Origin of the sequence: Leclercia sp. 29361 (genome assembly GCF_011290365.1) — a bacterium.
Classification (GTDB): domain Bacteria; phylum Pseudomonadota; class Gammaproteobacteria; order Enterobacterales; family Enterobacteriaceae; genus Enterobacter; species Enterobacter tamurae.
The window spans coordinates 3,139,392-3,157,901 of record NZ_CP049786.1; the positions used below are offsets into that span (position 1 = coordinate 3,139,392).

General features: G+C 61.2%; 11 protein-coding genes. 8 read left to right on the forward strand and 3 right to left on the reverse strand.

What is annotated here, in order from left to right:
- Positions 1 to 10: 10 nt before the first annotated feature.
- Complete coding sequence (dcd, locus tag G7090_RS15095) at positions 11 to 592, reverse strand: dCTP deaminase (RefSeq protein WP_106993508.1); 582 nt, start codon at positions 590 to 592, stop codon at positions 11 to 13.
- A gap of 91 nt (positions 593 to 683) precedes the next feature.
- Positions 684 to 1,325 (reverse strand): uridine kinase, encoded by a 642-nt coding sequence (gene udk, locus G7090_RS15100; protein ID WP_032612454.1) that lies wholly within the window; start codon positions 1,323 to 1,325, stop codon positions 684 to 686.
- A 333-nt stretch (positions 1,326 to 1,658) separates the two neighbouring features.
- On the opposite strand from udk, the gene G7090_RS15105 reads away from it, so the two are divergent.
- Positions 1,659 to 4,988 (forward strand): diguanylate cyclase, encoded by a 3,330-nt coding sequence (locus G7090_RS15105; protein ID WP_166182948.1) that lies wholly within the window; start codon positions 1,659 to 1,661, stop codon positions 4,986 to 4,988.
- Here G7090_RS15105 and alkA read toward each other — a convergent pair.
- Positions 4,959 to 5,825: a DNA-3-methyladenine glycosylase 2 gene (gene alkA, locus G7090_RS15110; RefSeq protein ID WP_166182949.1), complete on the reverse strand. Its 867-nt coding sequence runs from the start codon at positions 5,823 to 5,825 to the stop codon at positions 4,959 to 4,961. The genes G7090_RS15105 and alkA overlap by 30 nt on opposite strands.
- 133 nt (positions 5,826 to 5,958) lie before the next feature.
- Here alkA and yegD point away from each other — a divergent pair, with 133 nt between their 5' ends.
- The 7 genes from yegD to baeR all read left to right on the forward strand — a co-directional run bounded on the left by yegD (position 5,959) and on the right by baeR (position 18,493).
- On the forward strand, positions 5,959 to 7,311 hold the full coding sequence (gene yegD, locus G7090_RS15115; protein WP_106993510.1) for a molecular chaperone: 1,353 nt from the start codon (positions 5,959 to 5,961) through the stop codon (positions 7,309 to 7,311).
- A 212-nt stretch (positions 7,312 to 7,523) separates the two neighbouring features.
- The gene (locus G7090_RS15120) at positions 7,524 to 8,756 is read left to right on the forward strand and encodes an MdtA/MuxA family multidrug efflux RND transporter periplasmic adaptor subunit (protein ID WP_166182950.1); all 1,233 of its coding nucleotides are present in this window, start codon (positions 7,524 to 7,526) and stop codon (positions 8,754 to 8,756) included.
- Positions 8,756 to 11,881 (forward strand): MdtB/MuxB family multidrug efflux RND transporter permease subunit, encoded by a 3,126-nt coding sequence (locus G7090_RS15125; RefSeq protein ID WP_166182951.1) that lies wholly within the window; start codon positions 8,756 to 8,758, stop codon positions 11,879 to 11,881. The genes G7090_RS15120 and G7090_RS15125 overlap by 1 nt, the downstream gene beginning before the upstream one ends.
- The gene (gene mdtC / locus G7090_RS15130; RefSeq protein ID WP_166182952.1) at positions 11,882 to 14,959 is read left to right on the forward strand and encodes a multidrug efflux RND transporter permease subunit MdtC; all 3,078 of its coding nucleotides are present in this window, start codon (positions 11,882 to 11,884) and stop codon (positions 14,957 to 14,959) included.
- Entirely contained in the window at positions 14,959 to 16,374 is a 1,416-nt protein-coding gene (locus G7090_RS15135) for an MFS transporter (RefSeq protein WP_166182953.1), read from the forward strand. The genes mdtC and G7090_RS15135 overlap by 1 nt, the downstream gene beginning before the upstream one ends.
- Positions 16,371 to 17,774, forward strand: a complete 1,404-nt coding sequence (gene baeS / locus G7090_RS15140; protein WP_106993515.1) for a two-component system sensor histidine kinase BaeS — start codon at positions 16,371 to 16,373, stop codon at positions 17,772 to 17,774. Before G7090_RS15135 ends, baeS begins: the two co-directional genes overlap by 4 nt.
- Positions 17,771 to 18,493 carry a two-component system response regulator BaeR gene (gene baeR / locus G7090_RS15145; protein ID WP_106993516.1) on the forward strand — a complete coding sequence of 241 codons (723 nt, stop codon included), beginning with the start codon at positions 17,771 to 17,773 and terminating at the stop codon, positions 18,491 to 18,493. The genes baeS and baeR overlap by 4 nt, the downstream gene beginning before the upstream one ends.
- The last annotated feature ends 17 nt before the right edge of the window (positions 18,494 to 18,510 follow it).

Genomic DNA, 18,510 nt, shown 5'->3' on the forward strand with positions numbered 1-18,510 from the left:
GGATTTAAGCTCAGTCTTTATCAATACGACTGGCGACCGCACCCTGCTGGTCGCGATATTTTGCATCCTGGCGGGCGTTATACGGACGGGCCGCCGGACCGGTTAACGGCTCAAAGCTCAACGCGCCGATCATCATGCCCGGGCGCAGCGCCAGCGGCAGTTTACCCGCGTTGAAGAATTCCAGCACGATCCGCCCGGACCAGCCGGGATCGATACGGTGCGCGGTGACGTGCACCATCAGCCCCAGACGCGCCAGAGAGGAGCGCCCGTCGAGCCAGCCCACCAGATCTGCCGGCAGGGTGATCGACTCAAAGGTGACCGCCAGCGCCAGTTCACCCGGGTGCAGGTAAAACGCATCGCCATCGGCCAGCACGATTTCATCGCTCATCACCCGATCAAGTGCCGCGCTGACTTCATCTTTCGGCCCGCTCAGGTCGATAAAGGGCGCGGTATGACCGCTGAAGGTACGAAACTTATTCCCCAGACGCACATCGACGGTGACGCCGTTAATCCGCTCGACCGGCGGGCGCGGGGTGATGGTCAGACGGCCTTCGTCCAGCCAGGCTTCAATATCTCGGTCACAAAGACGCATGCCACTTTCTCCTTTGGTGCATCGCGCCCTCTGGCCAACAAAGCCGGAGGGCGAACCCGATTATCTTTGAACGGTACACAATTCGCGCGTGTTATTCAAAAAACTGGCTGATTTTCGCTTTCAGAATATCAATGGCAATGCGGTTTTTACCCCCGCGCGGCACGATGATATCGGCATACTGTTTGGAAGGCTCAATGAACTGCAGGAACATTGGGCGTACCGTTTTCTGGTACTGCGCCATGACCGAATCCATGGAGCGGCCGCGTTCGTTCACGTCACGTTTGATGCGGCGCATCAGGCAGATATCCAGCGGGGTATCGACAAAAATCGAGAAGTTCATCGACTCGCGCAGACGGGCGTCGGTCAGCAGCAGGATCCCTTCGAGGATGATGACCTTTTTCGGGGCAATGCGAACGGTTTCCTGCAGACGGGTGTGTTCAACATAGCTATACACCGGCAGCTCAATGGCGGTGCCGTTCTTCAGGGCCTGAAGGTGCTGGAATAACAGGCTGTGATCCATCGCGCTGGGATGGTCATAGTTGGTCTTAACACGCTCTTCCATCGACAGATGGCTTTGATCTTTGTAGTAGCTGTCTTCTGGAATGACACCGATGTGCTCATCACCGACCTGTTCACGTAATTCACGGTAAAGCGTACTGGCAATGAGACTTTTACCTGAAGCCGATGCGCCGGCGATGCCTATAATGACGCACTGATGAGACTTATCAGTCATAAATTGAGTAACCTGGATGTAAGGAAGGACGACGCCTGAGCGTCAAACGCGGCAATTATAGGGATTTCACGGGCCTGATACCAGTCGAATAGAAATGTTATGCGAGACGGGTTCAAAGTCCAGGCGGATCGTCCCTGCCATAAATTTTCCCGCTCACTTTTTCAGCACCCAGGATGAAATCTTTGCAGGATAAGTATTTAATAACTCTGTGATGTCAAATTATGAGCGCCTACCATATTAATTGTAAATTGTTTGTACTAGCATGATTCAAATTAGAAATGAATTCGTCCGGAGTTGGCTCCTGGCGGCATGGCGTCTTCGGATAAAGCGGTAATGAATAAAAAATACCAGCGCGTTTTGGTAACTACGCCACATCCTTTACTACGGCTTGTCAGTCTTGGTCTGGTTACCTTCATCTTCACTCTTTTCTCGCTTGAACTAACACGTTTCGGAACATTTCTGGCACCTTTATGGTTCCCGACCGCCATTATGATGGTGGCGTTTTATCGTCACGCCGGGAAGATGTGGCCCGGGATCGCCCTCGCCTGCACCCTCGGTAACATCTGTGCCTCCGGGCTGATCTTCTCCTGGGAGTCGCTCAACCTGTGGTTCGCCGGCATCAACATCGCAGAGGCCTTCGTCGGGGCCCTGCTGCTGCGTAAACTGCTCCCCAGCTACAATCCTCTGCAGAACCTCGGAGACTGGATCCGTCTGGCCATCGGGAGCGCCGTGATCCCTCCCCTGCTGGGCGGAGTGCTGATTTATCTGCTGGTGCCAAACGACGAGCCCGTGCGCAGTTTTCTGGTCTGGGTGCTGTCGGAGTCCATCGGCTCGCTGGCGCTGGTGCCGTTAGGCCTGCTGTTCAAACCGCACTATCTTCTGCGTCACCGCAATCCGCGCCTGCTGTTCGAAACGCTGCTGACCATGGTGGTAACGCTGATCCTGAGCTGGATCGCCCTGCAGTTTCTGCCGTGGCCGTTTACGGCCATTATTGTTCTGCTGATGTGGAGCGCCGTGCGTCTCCCGCGCCTGGAAGCCTTCCTGGTCTTCCTCGTCACGGTGATGATGGTGTCGTTAATGATCGCCAAAAATCCCACCTCGCTGGTGACGCAAAATGCCAGCGTGATGATCAACGCCCCCTGGCTGCCGTTCCTGATGATGCTGCTGCCCGCCAACGTCATGACCATGGTGATGTACGCGTTCCGCGCAGAGCGCAAGCACATTACCGAGAGCGAAGAGCGCTTCCGCAATGCGATGGAGTATTCCGTCATCGGCATGGCGCTGGTCAGCACCGACGGCCAGTGGCTGCAGGCCAATAAAGCCCTGTGTCAGTTCCTCGGCTACAGCCAGTCAGAGCTGCGCGCCCTTAACTTCCAGCAGTTAACCTGGCCGGAAGATCTGGAAAGCGACCTGGAGCAGTTGGACCAGCTGTTAAAGGGCGAAATCAACAGCTACTCGCTGGAGAAACGTTACTACACCCGTAATGGAGAGGTGGTCTGGGCGCTGCTGGCGGTGTCGCTGGTGCGTCACGCCGACGGCACGCCGCTCTACTTTATCGCCCAGATCGAAGACATTAACGATCTCAAGCATACCGAATGGGTCAATAAGCGCCTGATGGAGCGTATTACCCTGGCCAACGAAGCGGGCGGGATCGGCATCTGGGAGTGGGACGTCAAACCTAACGTCATCAGCTGGGACAAGCGTATGTTCGAGATGTACGAAGTCCCGGCCCACGTAAAACCCACCTGGCAGCTGTGGCACGAGTGCATGCTGCCGGAAGATCGCGCCCTGGCAGAACAGGTGGTGCGCGATTCGCTGGCAGCACGCATTCCGTTCAAGCTGGAGTTCCGTATCCGGGTGAAAGACGGTATTCGCCATATCCGCGCCCTGGCGAACCGGGTGCTGAATAAACAGGGTGAAGTGGAACGTCTGCTCGGCATCAATATGGACATGACCGAGGTCAAGGAGCTGAATGAGGCGCTGTTCCAGGAAAAAGAGCGTCTGCATATTACCCTCGACTCCATCGGTGAAGCGGTGCTCTGTACCGACGTGAATATGAATGTCACCTTTATGAACCCGGTGGCGGAGAAGATGAGCGGCTGGCTGCAGCAGGATGCGCTGGGGCAACCGATCCTCTCGGTGCTGCATATTACCTTCGGGGATAACGGCCCGCTGATGGAGAACATTCACAGCGGGGATATGTCCCGGACCGACATCGAACAGGACGTGGTGCTGCACAGCCGCAACGGCGGCAGCTACGATATCCACTACAGCATTACCCCGCTCAGCACCCTCGACGGACAGAATATCGGCTCGGTGCTGGTCATTCAGGACGTCACCGAGTCGCGCAAAATGCTGCGCGAGCTGAGCTACAACGCCTCGCACGATGCCCTCACCCACCTGGCGAACCGCGTCAGCTTCGAATCCTATCTCAAGCGGATGTTACATACCGTGCAGGAGACCCGTCAGCGTCACGCGCTGGTGTTTATCGATCTGGACCGCTTTAAGGCGGTCAACGACACGGCCGGCCACGCGGCGGGGGATGCCCTGCTGCGGGAGCTGTCGTCGCTGATGCTCAGCATGCTGCGCTCCACCGACATGCTGGCGCGCCTCGGCGGGGATGAGTTCGGCCTGCTGCTGCCGGACTGCAATACCGAAAGCGCGCGCTACATAGCGGGTCGCATCATTGACGCCATCAACGAGTATCACTTTATGTGGGAGGGCCGCCTGCACCGGATCGGTGCCAGCGCCGGGATCACCCAGATCGACGAGCGCAACAATCAGGCCTCTGAGGTGATGTCGCAGGCCGATATCGCCTGCTACTCCTCGAAAAATAACGGTCGCGGCGTGGTGACGGTGTATGAGCCGCAGCAGGAACGGATGCACAACGCGCCGGGCACCATCTCCCTCGACGAGCAGTGGCATATGATCAAAGACAATCATCTGCTGATGATCGCCCGCAGCGTCGCCTCACCGCGGGTTCCCGAGAGCAGCACCTTCTGGATGCTGGCCCTGCGTCTGTGGACCAACGACGGCGAGATGCTGGAAGAGCAAGCCTTCCGGGCCGGACTGGCGGAGCCTGAGTTAATTCACGCCCTCGACAGACGGATCCTGCAGGAGTTTTTCCGCAATTTCGCCACGCCACTGACCAGCAAAGGCACCGGGGTCGCCCTGCCGCTGTCGATGGCCGGTCTTGCCAGCGCCACGCTGGTGGATGAGCTGCTGGAGATGCTGAGCGCCAGTCCGCTGCAGCCGCGTCTGCTGCATCTGGTGGTGCACGTCAGCGTGCTGACGCTGGAGGATGAGCACTCCCGCAACAATCTGGATAAACTGCGCCAGGCCGGATGCCGCATTATCCTGAGCCATGTTGGTCGCGATATGGAGGTGTTCAACCACCTGAGCGCGCAAATGGCCGATTACCTGCTCCTCGATCCGGAGCTGGTGATTAACGTCCACGGTAATCTGATGGATGAGATGCTGGTGACCATTATTCAGGGCCATGCCCAGCGTCTGGGCATCAAGACCATTGCCGGGCCGAGCAACCAGCCGATCATGATGGACACCCTCTCCGGCATTGGTATCGACTATATCTTCGGCAACACCATCGGTGAGCCGCAGCCGCTGGAACTGCTGCTAAATACCAGTTATTTCGGCATCAACTGACGGCGTCCAGCCGTCGGTGTACCAGATGTGCAGCAGGGCGTACGAGCGCCACGGCTGCCAGCGTTCGGCATAGCGGCGGATTTGCGCCGGGGTCATCCCGGCAAAACGCTGCTTAATCAGATAGTCATCCGCCAGAAAGACATCTTTTGCCTGCCAGCCGCGCAGGGCAAAGTAGTTCGCCGTCCAGCGGCCAATCCCCGGCCGGGTCTGCAGCGCTTTTATCGCGCTGGCGATATCCTCCGGTGCCTCCGCCGGGAAATCCCCTGCTACCACCGACTGCGCCAGATGGATCAGCGCTTCCGCGCGCTTCAGCGGCATCCCCAGCGCCTTCAGCGCCAGCGGATCGGCCCCTGCCACCGCGGCAGGTTCCGGGAAGCAGCGATAGCCAGGCGCTTCCGGCAGGAGGTCGCCCGTCAGCGCCACCAGCTTCGCGGTCAGCTTCGCCGCCATCGCCACGCTGACCAGCTGCCCGAGGATGGCGCGCCCCCCCTGCTCCCAGGTATCCATCGAACCCGGCAGGCGCAGGCCGGGGCGTGCGGCCCCGAGGGTGCCGAGGGTAGCGGCGATCTGCTGCGGATCGCAGTGCAGATCGAACAGGCGGGTGATGCGTTCCAGACAGAGATCGGCAATCGGCAACAGCCCGTCGCTGAGCACCACCTCCAGCGTGCCCGCCTGCGGCTGCGGCGTAACCTCGATCAGCCCCCGATAGCCCCGGCAGGCAAAGCTGCGGGTGTAGTCGGTGGCGGTCACGGTTTCAATCCCGGCGACCGCACGATCGCCAAGAAATTTCAACATCCATTGCCAGTCATAGGGCGGCTGCCAGGTGAGGGTAAACATCGTCGCTCCTTTTGTTGTCCTGTCTCAGCATAAACGGAGATGGCGGGTTGCGCCTTGCTTTCATATTCCTGTTGTCGCCAGCCTGACATTTCGCTAAAGTCTCGCCCCTTCTCAATGGCATGGGGACGCTGACGTGTTTATCGGATTTGACTATGGCACCGCCAACTGCTCTGTAGCAGTAATGCAAAACGGGCAGCCGCAGCTGCTGAAAATGGAAAATAACAGCACGCTGCTGCCGTCGATGCTCTGCGCACCGACCCGCGAGGCGGTGAGTGAGTGGCTGTACCGCCATCACCAGGTTCCGGCCACCGGCACGGAAACGCAGGCGCTGCTGCGCCGCGCGGTCAACTTTAACCGCGACGAAGATATCGATGTCACCCCGGGTAGCGTGCAGTTTGGTCTGTCGTCGCTGGGTCACTATATTGAGGACCCGGAGGAGGTGTACTTCGTTAAGTCACCGAAATCCTTCCTCGGTGCCAGCGGCCTGAAGCCGCAGCAGGTGGCGCTGTTTGAAGATCTGGTCTGCGCCATGATGCTGCATATTCGCCAGCAGGCGCAGTCCCAGCTGACGGAGGAGATCACCCAGGCGGTGATTGGCCGTCCGATCAACTTCCAGGGGCTGGGGGGTGATGAGGCTAACCAGCAGGCGCAGGGGATCCTCGAGCGTGCCGCCCAGCGTGCCGGGTTCCGCGACGTGGTGTTCCAGTACGAGCCGGTTGCTGCTGGTCTCGATTTTGAAGCGACCCTGAGCGGTGAAAAACGGGTGCTGGTCGTCGATATCGGCGGCGGGACCACCGACTGCTCGCTGCTGCTGATGGGCCCACAATGGCAACAGCGCCGGGATCGCGAAACCAGCCTGCTGGGACACAGCGGCTGCCGTATCGGCGGTAACGACCTGGATATCGCCCTCGCCTTCCGGAGCCTGATGCCGCTGCTCGGTATGGGCGGCCAGACCGAAAAAGGCACCGCCCTGCCGATCCTGCCGTGGTGGAACGCCGTGGCGATCAACGATGTGCCTGCCCAGAGTGATTTCTACAGCGTCGCCAATGGACGTTTTCTTAACGATCTGGTGCGCGACGCCCAGGACGGCGACAAAGTGGCGCTGCTGCATAAAGTGTGGCGTCAGCGTCTGAGCTATCGCGTCGTGCGCAGCGCGGAAGAGAGCAAAATTGCGCTCTCGGAGGCCGCAGAGCACGACGTAACGCTGCCGTTCATCAGCGATGAGCTGGCGACAGCCATCAGCCAGCAGGGGCTGGAAGCGGCGCTGGCGCAACCGTTACAGCGCATTCTGGAACAGGTGCAGCTGGCGCTGGATAACGGCAACGAAAAGCCGGACGTGATCTATCTCACCGGCGGTAGCGCCCGTTCACCGCTGATCAAAAAAGCGCTGGCGCAGCAGTTGCCGGGTATCCCGATTGCCGGGGGCGATGATTTTGGCTCCGTCACCGCCGGTCTGGCCCGTTGGGCGCAGGTCGTTTTCAGCTAAGGTGGAAATGCCGGGCGGCGCTGCGCTTGCCCGGCCTACAACGGCAAAACCCTCGAACCGTAGGCCGGGTAAGGCGCAGCCGCCACCCGGCAATGTCGCCCCTAATCCAGACAATTCCAGACAGTCTTCCATATTTCCTCCATTTTTCTGCTCCATTGCCTCACTAAACTAGTATTATTTTCCGCACAGTTTCAGGATGAGTACGTATAACGATGAAAGGCCGCAATAAATCCCGCTGGGTAATCGCCGCTGGCATCATTGTGGTGGCCCTTGCCGCCGCGTGGTACTGGCATCAACACTCTTCGGCCCCTGCTGGTGCGTCAAGCCAGGCGCAGCGCCCGGCAGGCGGTGGACGCCACGGGATGCGCAGCGGCCCTCTGGCGCCGGTGCAGGCCGCGACCGCGGTCAGTAAATCCGTGCCGCGCTATCTCTCCGGGCTCGGCACCATCACCGCTGCCAACACCGTTACCGTGCGCAGCCGCGTTGACGGACAGCTGATCGCCCTCCACTTCCAGGAAGGGCAGCAGGTGAAAGCGGGCGATCTGCTGGCGGAAGTCGATCCCAGCCAGTTCAAGGTTGCGCTGGCTCAGGCCCAGGGACAGCTGGCGAAAGACACCGCCACCCTCGCCAATGCCCGCCGCGATCTGGCCCGCTATCAACAGCTGGTGAAAACCAACCTCGTCTCCCGCCAGGAGCTTGATGCCCAGCAGGCGCTGGTGAGCGAAAGCCTCGGCACCATCAAAGCGGATCAAGCCGCCGTGGCCAGCGCGCAGCTCCAGCTCGACTGGAGCCGCATCACCGCCCCTATCGACGGGCGCGTGGGTTTAAAACAGGTGGATATCGGTAACCAGATCTCCAGCGGCGATACCACCGGGATCGTGGTGCTCACTCAGACACACCCTATCGACCTGGTGTTTACCCTGCCGGAGAGCGATATCGCTACCGTGATCCAGGCGCAAAAAGCCGGGCAGAGCTTAACCGTGGAAGCCTGGGATCGCGCCAACAAGCAGAAGCTGAGCGACGGCACCCTGCTGAGCCTCGACAACCAGATCGACACCACCACCGGCACCATCAAGCTGAAAGCACGCTTCAACAATCAGGACGACGCCCTGTTCCCAAACCAGTTTGTTAACGCCCGGATGCTGGTGGCCACCGAAGAGAATGCGGTGGTGATCCCCACCGCGGCGCTGCAGATGGGCAATGAAGGCAACTTCGTCTGGGTGCTGAACAGCGACAACAAAGTCAGCAAACACCTGGTGAAACCGGGCATTCAGGACAGCCAGAGCGTGGTGATTGCCGCCGGGCTGTCGGCAGGCGACCGCGTGGTGACCGACGGCATCGACCGTCTGACCGAAGGGGCAAAAGTGGAAGTGGTGGAAGCCCACAGCGACACCCCTGCCGCACCTGCTAAACGCGACCATAAAAAACAGGGAGAGAACGCCTGATGCAGGTGATGCCCCCGAGCGCCACAGGCGGGCCGTCACGTCTGTTTATCCTGCGCCCTGTTGCCACTACGCTGCTGATGGTGGCGATCCTGCTGGCGGGGATCATCGGCTACCGCTTCCTGCCGGTCTCTGCCCTGCCGGAAGTGGATTACCCCACCATTCAGGTGGTGACGCTTTATCCTGGCGCCAGCCCGGACGTAGTGACCTCGGCCATTACCGCCCCGCTGGAGCGCCAGTTTGGCCAGATGTCGGGCCTGAAGCAGATGTCCTCCCAGAGTTCCGGCGGCGCGTCAGTGGTGACGTTACAGTTCCAGCTCAGCCTGTCGCTGGACGTTGCCGAGCAGGAGGTGCAGGCCGCGATCAACGCCGCCACCAACCTGCTGCCCTCCGACCTGCCTAACCCGCCGGTCTACAGCAAGGTCAATCCGGCGGATCCGCCGATCATGACCCTCGCCGTCACCTCCTCCGCCATGCCGATGACCCAGGTCGAAGACATGGTGGAAACCCGGGTGGCGCAGAAGATCTCCCAGGTCTCCGGCGTCGGGCTGGTGACCCTCTCCGGCGGCCAGCGCCCGGCGGTTCGCGTGAAGCTGAACGCCCAGGCGATCGCCTCTCTCGGCCTGACCAGCGAAACGATCCGCACCGCCATCAGCAACGCCAACGTCAACTCGGCGAAAGGCTCCCTCGATGGCCCGACCCGGGCGGTGACGCTCTCCGCCAACGATCAGATGCAGTCCGCGGATGAGTATCGTCAGCTGATTGTCGCGTACCAGAACGGGGCCGCGATCCGCTTAGGGGATGTCGCCACCGTTGAGCAAGGGGCAGAAAACAGCTGGCTCGGGGCGTGGGCCAACAAGCAGCAGGCGATCGTGATGAACGTCCAGCGCCAGCCGGGGGCGAATATCATCGATACCGCCGACAGCATCCGCGCCATGCTGCCAACGCTTATCGACAGCCTGCCGAAATCCGTCAGCGTCAAGGTGCTGTCGGACCGCACCACCAACATCCGCGCCTCGGTCAGCGACACCCAGTTTGAGCTGATGCTGGCGATTGCGCTGGTGGTAATGATCATCTACCTGTTCCTGCGCAACGTTCCGGCGACCATTATTCCCGCCGTGGCGGTGCCACTGTCGCTGGTGGGCACCTTCGCGGTGATGGTGTTCCTCGACTTCTCGATTAACAACCTGACCCTGATGGCTCTGACTATCGCCACCGGCTTCGTGGTGGATGACGCCATCGTGGTGATCGAGAACATCTCCCGCTATATCGAAAAAGGTGAAAAGCCGCTGGCGGCGGCGCTGAAAGGGGCAGGCGAGATCGGTTTCACCATTATCTCCCTCACCTTCTCGCTGATTGCGGTGCTGATCCCACTGCTGTTTATGGGCGATATCGTCGGCCGCCTGTTCCGCGAGTTTGCCGTAACCCTGGCGGTGGCGATCCTCATTTCGGCGGTGGTCTCCCTGACCCTGACGCCGATGATGTGTGCCCGCATGCTGAGCCATGAATCCCTGCGCAAGCAGAACCGCTTCTCCCGCGCCTCAGAGCGGATGTTTGAGCGCATTATTGCCGCCTATGGCCGCATGCTGGCAAAAGTGCTCAACCACCCGTGGGCGACCCTCGGCGTGGCGCTGGGCACCCTGGCCCTGAGCGTGCTGCTGTGGGTGATGATCCCGAAAGGTTTCTTCCCGATCCAGGATAACGGCATTATTCAGGGCACCCTCCAGGCGCCGCAGTCGGTGTCGTTCGCCAGCATGGCCCAGCGCCAGCAGGCGGTCTCGGAAGCGATCATGAAAGATCCGGCGGTGGAGAGCCTGACCGCCTTCGTCGGGGTCGACGGCACCAACCCGTCGCTCAACAGCGCCCGCCTGCAGATCAACCTCAAGCCGCTGGACGATCGTGACGACCGGGTTAACACGGTGATCGACCGCCTGCAGAGCGCGGTGGCGAAAGTCCCGGGCGTGGAGCTGTACCTGCAGCCGACCCAGGATCTGACCATCGACACCACGGTGAGCCGCACCCAGTATCAGTTCACCCTGCAGGCCACCAGCCTCGAGGCCCTCAGCACCTGGGTGCCGCAGCTGGTGGATGAGCTGCAGCAGCTACCGCAGCTCTCCGACGTCAGCAGCGACTGGCAGGACAAAGGCCTCGCAGCGTACATCAACGTCGATCGCGACAGCGCCAGCCGCCTGGGGATCTCCATGGCGGACGTGGATAACGCGCTGTACAACGCCTTCGGCCAGCGCCTGATCTCCACCATCTACACCCAGGCCAACCAGTATCGGGTGGTGCTGGAGCACGACACCCAACAGACCCCAGGCCTGGCGGCGCTCGATTCGGTACGCCTGACCAGCAGCAGCGGCGGGATTGTGCCGCTCAGCGCCATCGCCAAAGTGGAGGAGCGCTATACCCCGCTGGCGGTGAACCATCTGGATCAGTTCCCGTCCACCACCATCTCGTTTAACGTCCCGGACGATTACTCGCTGGGCGAAGCGGTGCAGGCCATCACCGACGCCGAGAAATACCTCAGCTTCCCGACCGACATCCAGACCAAATTCCAGGGCAGCACCCTCGCCTTCCAGGCGGCGCTCGGGAGCACCATCTGGCTGATCGTTGCTGCGGTGGTGGCGATGTACATCGTGCTGGGGGTGCTGTATGAGAGCTTTATCCACCCGATCACCATTCTCTCGACCCTGCCGACCGCGGGCGTGGGGGCCCTGCTGGCGCTGATGTTAGCGGGCAGCGAGCTGGACGTGATTGCGATCATCGGCATCATCCTGCTGATCGGCATCGTCAAGAAGAACGCCATCATGATGATCGACTTTGCCCTCGCCGCCGAGCGTGAGCAGGGCATGCCGCCGCGGGAGGCAATCTATCAGGCCTGCCTGCTGCGTTTCCGTCCGATCCTGATGACCACCCTCGCGGCGCTGCTCGGTGCCCTGCCGCTGATGCTCAGCACCGGGGTCGGGGCCGAGCTGCGCCGTCCGTTAGGCATCGGCATGGTGGGCGGTCTGCTGGTGAGCCAGGTGTTGACCCTGTTCACCACCCCGGTGATCTACCTGCTGTTTGACCGGTTAGCGCTGTGGACCAAAAGCCGCTTCCCGAAACGTGACGAAGAGGAGGCGTAAGTGAAGTTTTTCGCCCTCTTCATTTACCGCCCGGTGGCGACGATTTTAATCTCGCTCGCCATCACCCTCTGCGGCGTGCTCGGCTTCCGGCTGCTGCCGGTGGCCCCGCTGCCGCAGGTGGATTTCCCGGTGATCATGGTCAGCGCCTCGCTGCCCGGGGCTTCGCCGGAGACCATGGCCTCGTCGGTAGCGACGCCGCTGGAGCGCTCCCTCGGGCGCATTGCCGGGGTCAACGAGATGACCTCCAGCAGCTCCCTCGGCAGCACGCGCATCATTCTGGAATTTAACTTTAACCGCGACATCAACGGCGCGGCACGGGACGTGCAGGCGGCGATTAACGCCGCGCAAAGCCTGCTCCCGAGCGGGATGCCGAGCCGGCCGACCTACCGCAAAGCTAACCCGTCCGACTCGCCAATCATGATCCTGACCCTGACCTCGGATACTTACTCCCAGGGGCAGCTGTACGATTTCGCCTCCACCCAGCTGGCGCAGACCATCGCCCAGATCGACGGCGTGGGCGATGTCGACGTCGGCGGCAGCTCCCTGCCCGCGGTGCGCGTGGGGCTGAATCCGCAGGCGCTGTTTAACCAGGGCGTGTCGCTGGATGACGTGCGCAGCGCCATCAGCAACGCCAACGTGCGTAGACCTCAGGGATCAGTGGAGGATGCCAGCCACCGCTGGCAGATCCAGACCAACGACGAGCTTAAAACCGCCGCGGAATATCAGCCCTTAATCATCCACTACAACAACGGCGCGGCGGTGCGCTTAAGCGACGTGGCGAGCGTCACCGACTCGGTGCAGGACGTGCGCAACGCCGGGATGACCAACGCCAAACCGGCGATTTTGCTGATGATCCGCAAGCTGCCGGAAGCCAACATTATTGAGACGGTGAACAGCATCCGCGCCCGTCTGCCGGAGCTGCAGGAGACCATTCCGGCGGCCATCGACCTGCAGATTGCCCAGGACCGCTCCCCCACCATCCGCGCCTCGCTGGAGGAGGTGGAGCAGTCGCTGATCATCTCGGTAGCGCTGGTGATCCTGGTGGTGTTCCTGTTCCTGCGCTCCGGACGCGCAACGCTGATCCCGGCGGTGGCGGTGCCGGTATCGCTGATCGGCACCTTTGCCGCCATGTACCTGTGCGGATTCAGCCTCAACAACCTGTCGCTGATGGCCCTGACCATCGCCACCGGCTTTGTGGTGGATGACGCCATCGTGGTGCTGGAGAATATCTCCCGCCACCTCGAAGCGGGGATGAAACCGCTCCAGGCGGCGTTGCAGGGCAGCCGGGAAGTGGGCTTTACGGTGCTCTCCATGAGCCTGTCGCTGGTGGCGGTGTTCCTGCCCCTGCTGCTGATGGACGGCCTTCCGGGGCGTCTGCTGCGGGAATTTGCGGTGACGCTGTCGGTGGCGATCGGCATTTCGCTGTTAGTCTCCTTAACCCTGACGCCGATGATGTGCGGCTGGATGCTTAAGCGCAGCCCGCCCCAGTCGCAGCCGCGCAAAAAAGGCTTTGGCCGGATGCTGATGGCGCTGCAGGAAAGCTATGGCAAATCGCTGAAGTGGGTGCTGAACCACACCCGGATTGTCGGGCTGGTGCTGATCGGCACCATCGCGCTTAACGTCTGGATGTACATCACCATCCCAAAAACCTTCTTCCCGGAGCAGGACACCGGGGTGCTGATGGGCGGCATTCAGGCCGACCAGAGCATCTCCTTCCAGGCGATGCGCGGCAAGCTGCAGGATTTCATGAAGATCATCCGCGAAGACCCGGCCGTGGATAACGTCACCGGCTTTACCGGCGGCTCAAGGGTCAACAGCGGGATGATGTTTATTACCCTCAAGGCGCGCGACGAGCGCAACGAAACCGCCCAGCAGGTGATCGACCGCCTCAGGGTGAAACTCGCCAAAGAGCCGGGGGCCAACATGTTCCTGGTGGCGGTGCAGGATATCCGCGTCGGCGGGCGTCAGTCGAACGCCAGCTACCAGTACACCCTGCTGTCGGACGATCTCGCCGCCTTGCGGGAGTGGGAACCGAAAATTCGTAAGGCGCTGGCGGCTCTGCCGGAGCTGGCGGACGTTAACTCCGATCAGCAGGACAATGGCGCGGAGATGGCCCTTACCTACGATCGCGAAACCATGTCCCGACTGGGCATCGATGTCAGTGCCGCCAACAGCCTGCTGAACAACGCCTTCGGCCAGCGGCAGATCTCCACCATCTATCAGCCGATGAACCAGTACAAGGTGGTGATGGAGGTCGATCCGCGCTACACCCAGGACATCAGCGCCCTGGATAAGATGTTTGTGATTAATAACGACGGCAAGGCGATCCCGCTGGCGTACTTCGCCCGCTGGCAGCCTTCGAACGCGCCGCTGTCGGTGAACCACCAGGGGCTGTCGGCGGCGTCAACGGTGTCGTTTAACCTGCCGACCGGCAAATCCCTGTCGGAAGCCAGCGATGCTATTAATCGCGCCATGACCCAGCTCGGGGTGCCCTCAACGGTGCGCGGCAGCTTTGCCGGTACCGCTCAGGTATTCCAGGAGACCATGAACTCGCAGGTGATCCTGATTCTGGCGGCGATTGCCACGGTCTATATCGTCCTCGGGGTGCTGTATGAGAGCTACGTCCATCCGCTGACCATTCTCTCCACCCTCCCCTCGGCGGGCGTGGGGGCGCTGCTGGCGCTGGAGCTGTTTGGCGCGCCGTTCAGCCTGATTGCCCTGATTGGCATTATGCTGTTAATCGGGATCGTGAAGAAAAACGCCATCATGATGGTCGACTTTGCGCTGGAGGCGCAGCGCAACGGCAACATGACCCCGCAGGAGGCGATTTTCCAGGCCTGCCTGCTGCGTTTTCGTCCGATCATGATGACTACCCTGGCGGCGCTGTTTGGCGCTCTGCCGTTGGTGATCTCCGCAGGTGACGGCGCAGAGCTGCGTCAGCCGCTGGGGATCACCATTGTCGGCGGGCTGGTGATGAGCCAGCTGCTGACCCTGTACACCACCCCGGTGGTCTATCTGTTCTTTGATCGCTTACGGGTGCGTTTTTCACGTAAACAGAAAGAGACGGTAACCGGCTAATGACTGATCTCCCCGCCAACGTTCGCTGGCAGCTATGGATTGTCGCCTTCGGCTTTTTTATGCAGGCCCTGGATACGACCATCGTAAACACCGCCCTCCCCTCAATGGCGCAAAGCCTGGGGGAGAGCCCGCTGCATATGCATATGGTGATCGTCGCCTATGTGCTGACGGTGGCGGTGATGCTGCCCGCCAGCGGCTGGCTGGCGGATAAGGTCGGGGTGCGCAATGTCTTCTTTACCGCCATCGTGCTGTTTACCGCCGGATCGCTGTTCTGCGCCCGGGCGGAGACGCTGAACGGGCTGGTGATGGCCCGGGTGTTGCAGGGCGTCGGCGGGGCGATGATGGTCCCGGTCGGCAGGCTGACGGTGATGAAGATCGTCCCGCGCGCGCAGTACATGGCGGCGATGACCTTCGTCACCCTGCCCGGCCAGGTGGGGCCGCTGCTCGGCCCGGCCCTCGGCGGAATGCTGGTGGAGTATGCCTCCTGGCACTGGATCTTCCTGATTAACCTGCCGGTGGGCATTATCGGGGCGATCGCCACCCTCTGGCTGATGCCGAACTACAAAATGCAGACCCGGCGCTTCGATCTGGTGGGTTTCTTCCTGCTGGCGGCGGGCATGGCGACCCTCACCCTGGCGCTGGACGGGCAGAAAGGGCTGGGGATCTCCACCCTGTCACTGGCCGGACTGGTCGCTATCGGGGTGATCTCCATTCTCTGGTATCTGTGGCATGCCCGGGATAACGATCGCGCCCTGTTCAGCCTGAGCCTGTTTCGTAATACCACCTACCGGCTGGGGCTGCTCGGCAGCTTTGTCGGGCGCATCGGCAGCGGGATGCTGCCGTTTATGACCCCGGTCTTTTTGCAGATTGGCCTCGGATTCTCACCGTTCCACGCCGGGCTGATGATGATCCCGATGGTGCTCGGCAGCATGGGGATGAAGCGCATTGTGGTCCAGGTGGTGAACGCGCTCGGCTATCGCCGGGTGCTGGTAGCCTCCACCCTCGGGCTGGCGCTGGTGAGCCTGCTGTTTATGGCCGTGGCGCTGCTGGGCTGGTACTACGTCCTGCCGCTGGTGCTGTTCTGCCAGGGGATGATCAACTCCATCCGCTTCTCCTCCATGAACACCCTGACCCTGAAAGATCTGCCCGATGAGCAGGCGAGCAGCGGCAACAGCCTGCTGTCGATGATTATGCAGCTATCGATGAGCGTCGGGGTGACCATCGCCGGGCTGCTGCTGGGCATGTACGGCCAGCACCACCTGACCGCCGACAGCCCCGTCGTCCATCAGGTATTCCTCTACACCTACCTGAGCATGGCGGTGATTATCGCCCTGCCGGCCATTGTTTTCGCCCGGGTTCCGGATGATACCAGCAAGAATGTCGTCCTCAGGCGGCGCAAAAGGAGTGAACCATGAAGTTCTGGCGGCCCGGCATTACCGGCAAGCTGTTTCTGGCCATCTTTGCCACCTGCATCGTATTGCTGATCACCATGCACTGGGCGGTGCGGGTCAGCTTTGAGCGCGGCTTTATCGACTACATCAAACACGGTAACGAGCAGCGGCTACAGGGGTTAAGCGATGCCCTGGCCGAGCAGTACGCCCTGCACGGCAACTGGCGTTTTTTACGCAACAATGACCGGTTTATTTTCCAGATCCTGCGCTCGCTGGAGCACGACACCGACGACGATCGCCCCGGCCCGGGCATGCCTCCCCACGGCTGGCGGACCCAGTTCTGGGTGATCGACCAGGAGATGAGAGTGCTGGTCGGCCCGCGCGCCCCGGTGCCGCCGGACGGCACAAAGCGGGCCATTACGGTGAACGGCGCTGCCGTCGGCTGGGTGATCGCCTCCCCGGTGGAGAGGCTGACGCGCAATACCGACATCAACTTTGACCGGCAGCAGCGCCAGACCAGCTGGCTGATTGTCGCCCTCTCTACCCTGCTGGCAGCCCTGGCGACCTTCCCGCTGGCGCGTGGACTGCTAGCCCCGGTCAAACGGCTGGTGGAAGGCACGCATCAACTGGCGGCGGGGGATTTTACCACCCGGGTGGATACCCGCAGCCAGGACGAACTGGGCAAGCTGGCGCAGGACTTTAACCAGCTCGCCAGTACGCTTGAGAAGAACCAGCAGATGCGGCGGGATTTTATGGCCGATATCTCCCACGAGCTACGCACCCCGCTGGCGGTGCTGCGCGGCGAGCTGGAGGCGATTCAGGATGGCGTGCGCCAGTTCACCCCGGAATCCGTCACCTCATTGCAGGCGGAAGTTGGCACGCTGACCAAACTGGTGGACGACCTGCATCAGCTGTCGATGTCCGACGAGGGGGCGCTGGCCTATCAGAAAGCGCCGGTGGATGTAATTAACATTCTGGAAATGGCCAGCGGCGTCTTCCGCGAACGCTTTGCCAGCCGCGACCTGCGCATCGAGCTGTCGTTGCCGGAGAACGCGGTGGTGTTTGGCGATCGCGACCGGCTGATGCAGCTCTTCAACAACCTGCTGGAAAACTGCCTGCGCTATACCGACCCCGGGGGCATGCTGCGTATTTCCGGCAAATGCGAAGATCACCGTTTTGCGCTGACCTTTGCCGACACCGCGCCCGGCGTCTCTGACGAGCAGCTCAACAGGCTGTTTGAACGTTTTTATCGCACCGAAGGCTCCCGCAACCGTGCCAGCGGCGGCTCCGGCCTGGGGCTGGCGATCTGCGTCAACATCGTTGAGGCCCACGGGGGCACCATCCGCGCCGCCCATTCGCCTTTTGGCGGGGTTAGCATTACAGTAGAGCTACCGCTGGAACGCGATTTATCGAGAGAAGTATGACTGAGTTACCCATTGACGAAAACACACCCCGCATCCTGATCGTGGAGGATGAGCCTAAGCTTGGGCAGTTATTAATCGACTATCTGCGGGCGGCAAGTTATGCCCCGTCGCTTATCAGCCACGGCGATCAGGTTCTGCCGTATGTGCGCCACACCCCGCCGGATCTGATCCTGCTCGATCTGATGCTGCCCGGCACCGACGGCCTGACCCTGTGCCGCGAGATCCGCCGCTTCTCTGAAGTGCCGATCGTGATGGTGACCGCCAAAATCGAAGAGATCGACCGCCTGCTGGGGCTGGAGATCGGCGCCGATGATTACATCTGCAAACCCTACAGCCCGCGCGAAGTGGTGGCCCGGGTGAAAACCATTCTCCGCCGCTGCAAACCGCAGCGTGAATTGCAGGCGCTGGATGCCGAAAGTCCGTTGATCATCGACGAAAGCCGTTTCCAGGCCAGCTGGCGCAGCAAGCTGCTGGATCTCACCCCCGCCGAGTTCCGCCTGCTGAAAACCCTCTCCCACGAGCCGGGCAAGGTCTTCTCCCGCGAGCAGCTGCTGAACCATCTGTATGATGACTACCGGGTGGTGACCGACCGTACCATCGACAGCCATATCAAAAACCTGCGTCGCAAGCTGGAATCCCTCGACGCGGATCAGTCGTTTATTCGGGCGGTATATGGCGTGGGGTATCGCTGGGAAGCGGATGCGTGCCGTATGGGATAGTAAGAGGAAAAACAGTA

What these genes read in the sequence shown, in the direction of transcription:
- dcd (WP_106993508.1), bottom strand. Translation starts at nt 592, where the DNA reads ATGCGTCTTTGTGACCGAGATATTGAAGCCTGGCTGGACGAAGGCCGT.
- udk (WP_032612454.1), bottom strand. Translation starts at nt 1,325, where the DNA reads ATGACTGATAAGTCTCATCAGTGCGTCATTATAGGCATCGCCGGCGCA.
- G7090_RS15105 (WP_166182948.1), top strand. Translation starts at nt 1,659, where the DNA reads ATGAATAAAAAATACCAGCGCGTTTTGGTAACTACGCCACATCCTTTA.
- alkA (WP_166182949.1), bottom strand. Translation starts at nt 5,825, where the DNA reads ATGTTTACCCTCACCTGGCAGCCGCCCTATGACTGGCAATGGATGTTG.
- G7090_RS15120 (WP_166182950.1), top strand. Translation starts at nt 7,524, where the DNA reads ATGAAAGGCCGCAATAAATCCCGCTGGGTAATCGCCGCTGGCATCATT.
- G7090_RS15125 (WP_166182951.1), top strand. Translation starts at nt 8,756, where the DNA reads ATGCAGGTGATGCCCCCGAGCGCCACAGGCGGGCCGTCACGTCTGTTT.
- G7090_RS15135 (WP_166182953.1), top strand. Translation starts at nt 14,959, where the DNA reads ATGACTGATCTCCCCGCCAACGTTCGCTGGCAGCTATGGATTGTCGCC.
- baeS (WP_106993515.1), top strand. Translation starts at nt 16,371, where the DNA reads ATGAAGTTCTGGCGGCCCGGCATTACCGGCAAGCTGTTTCTGGCCATC.
- baeR (WP_106993516.1), top strand. Translation starts at nt 17,771, where the DNA reads ATGACTGAGTTACCCATTGACGAAAACACACCCCGCATCCTGATCGTG.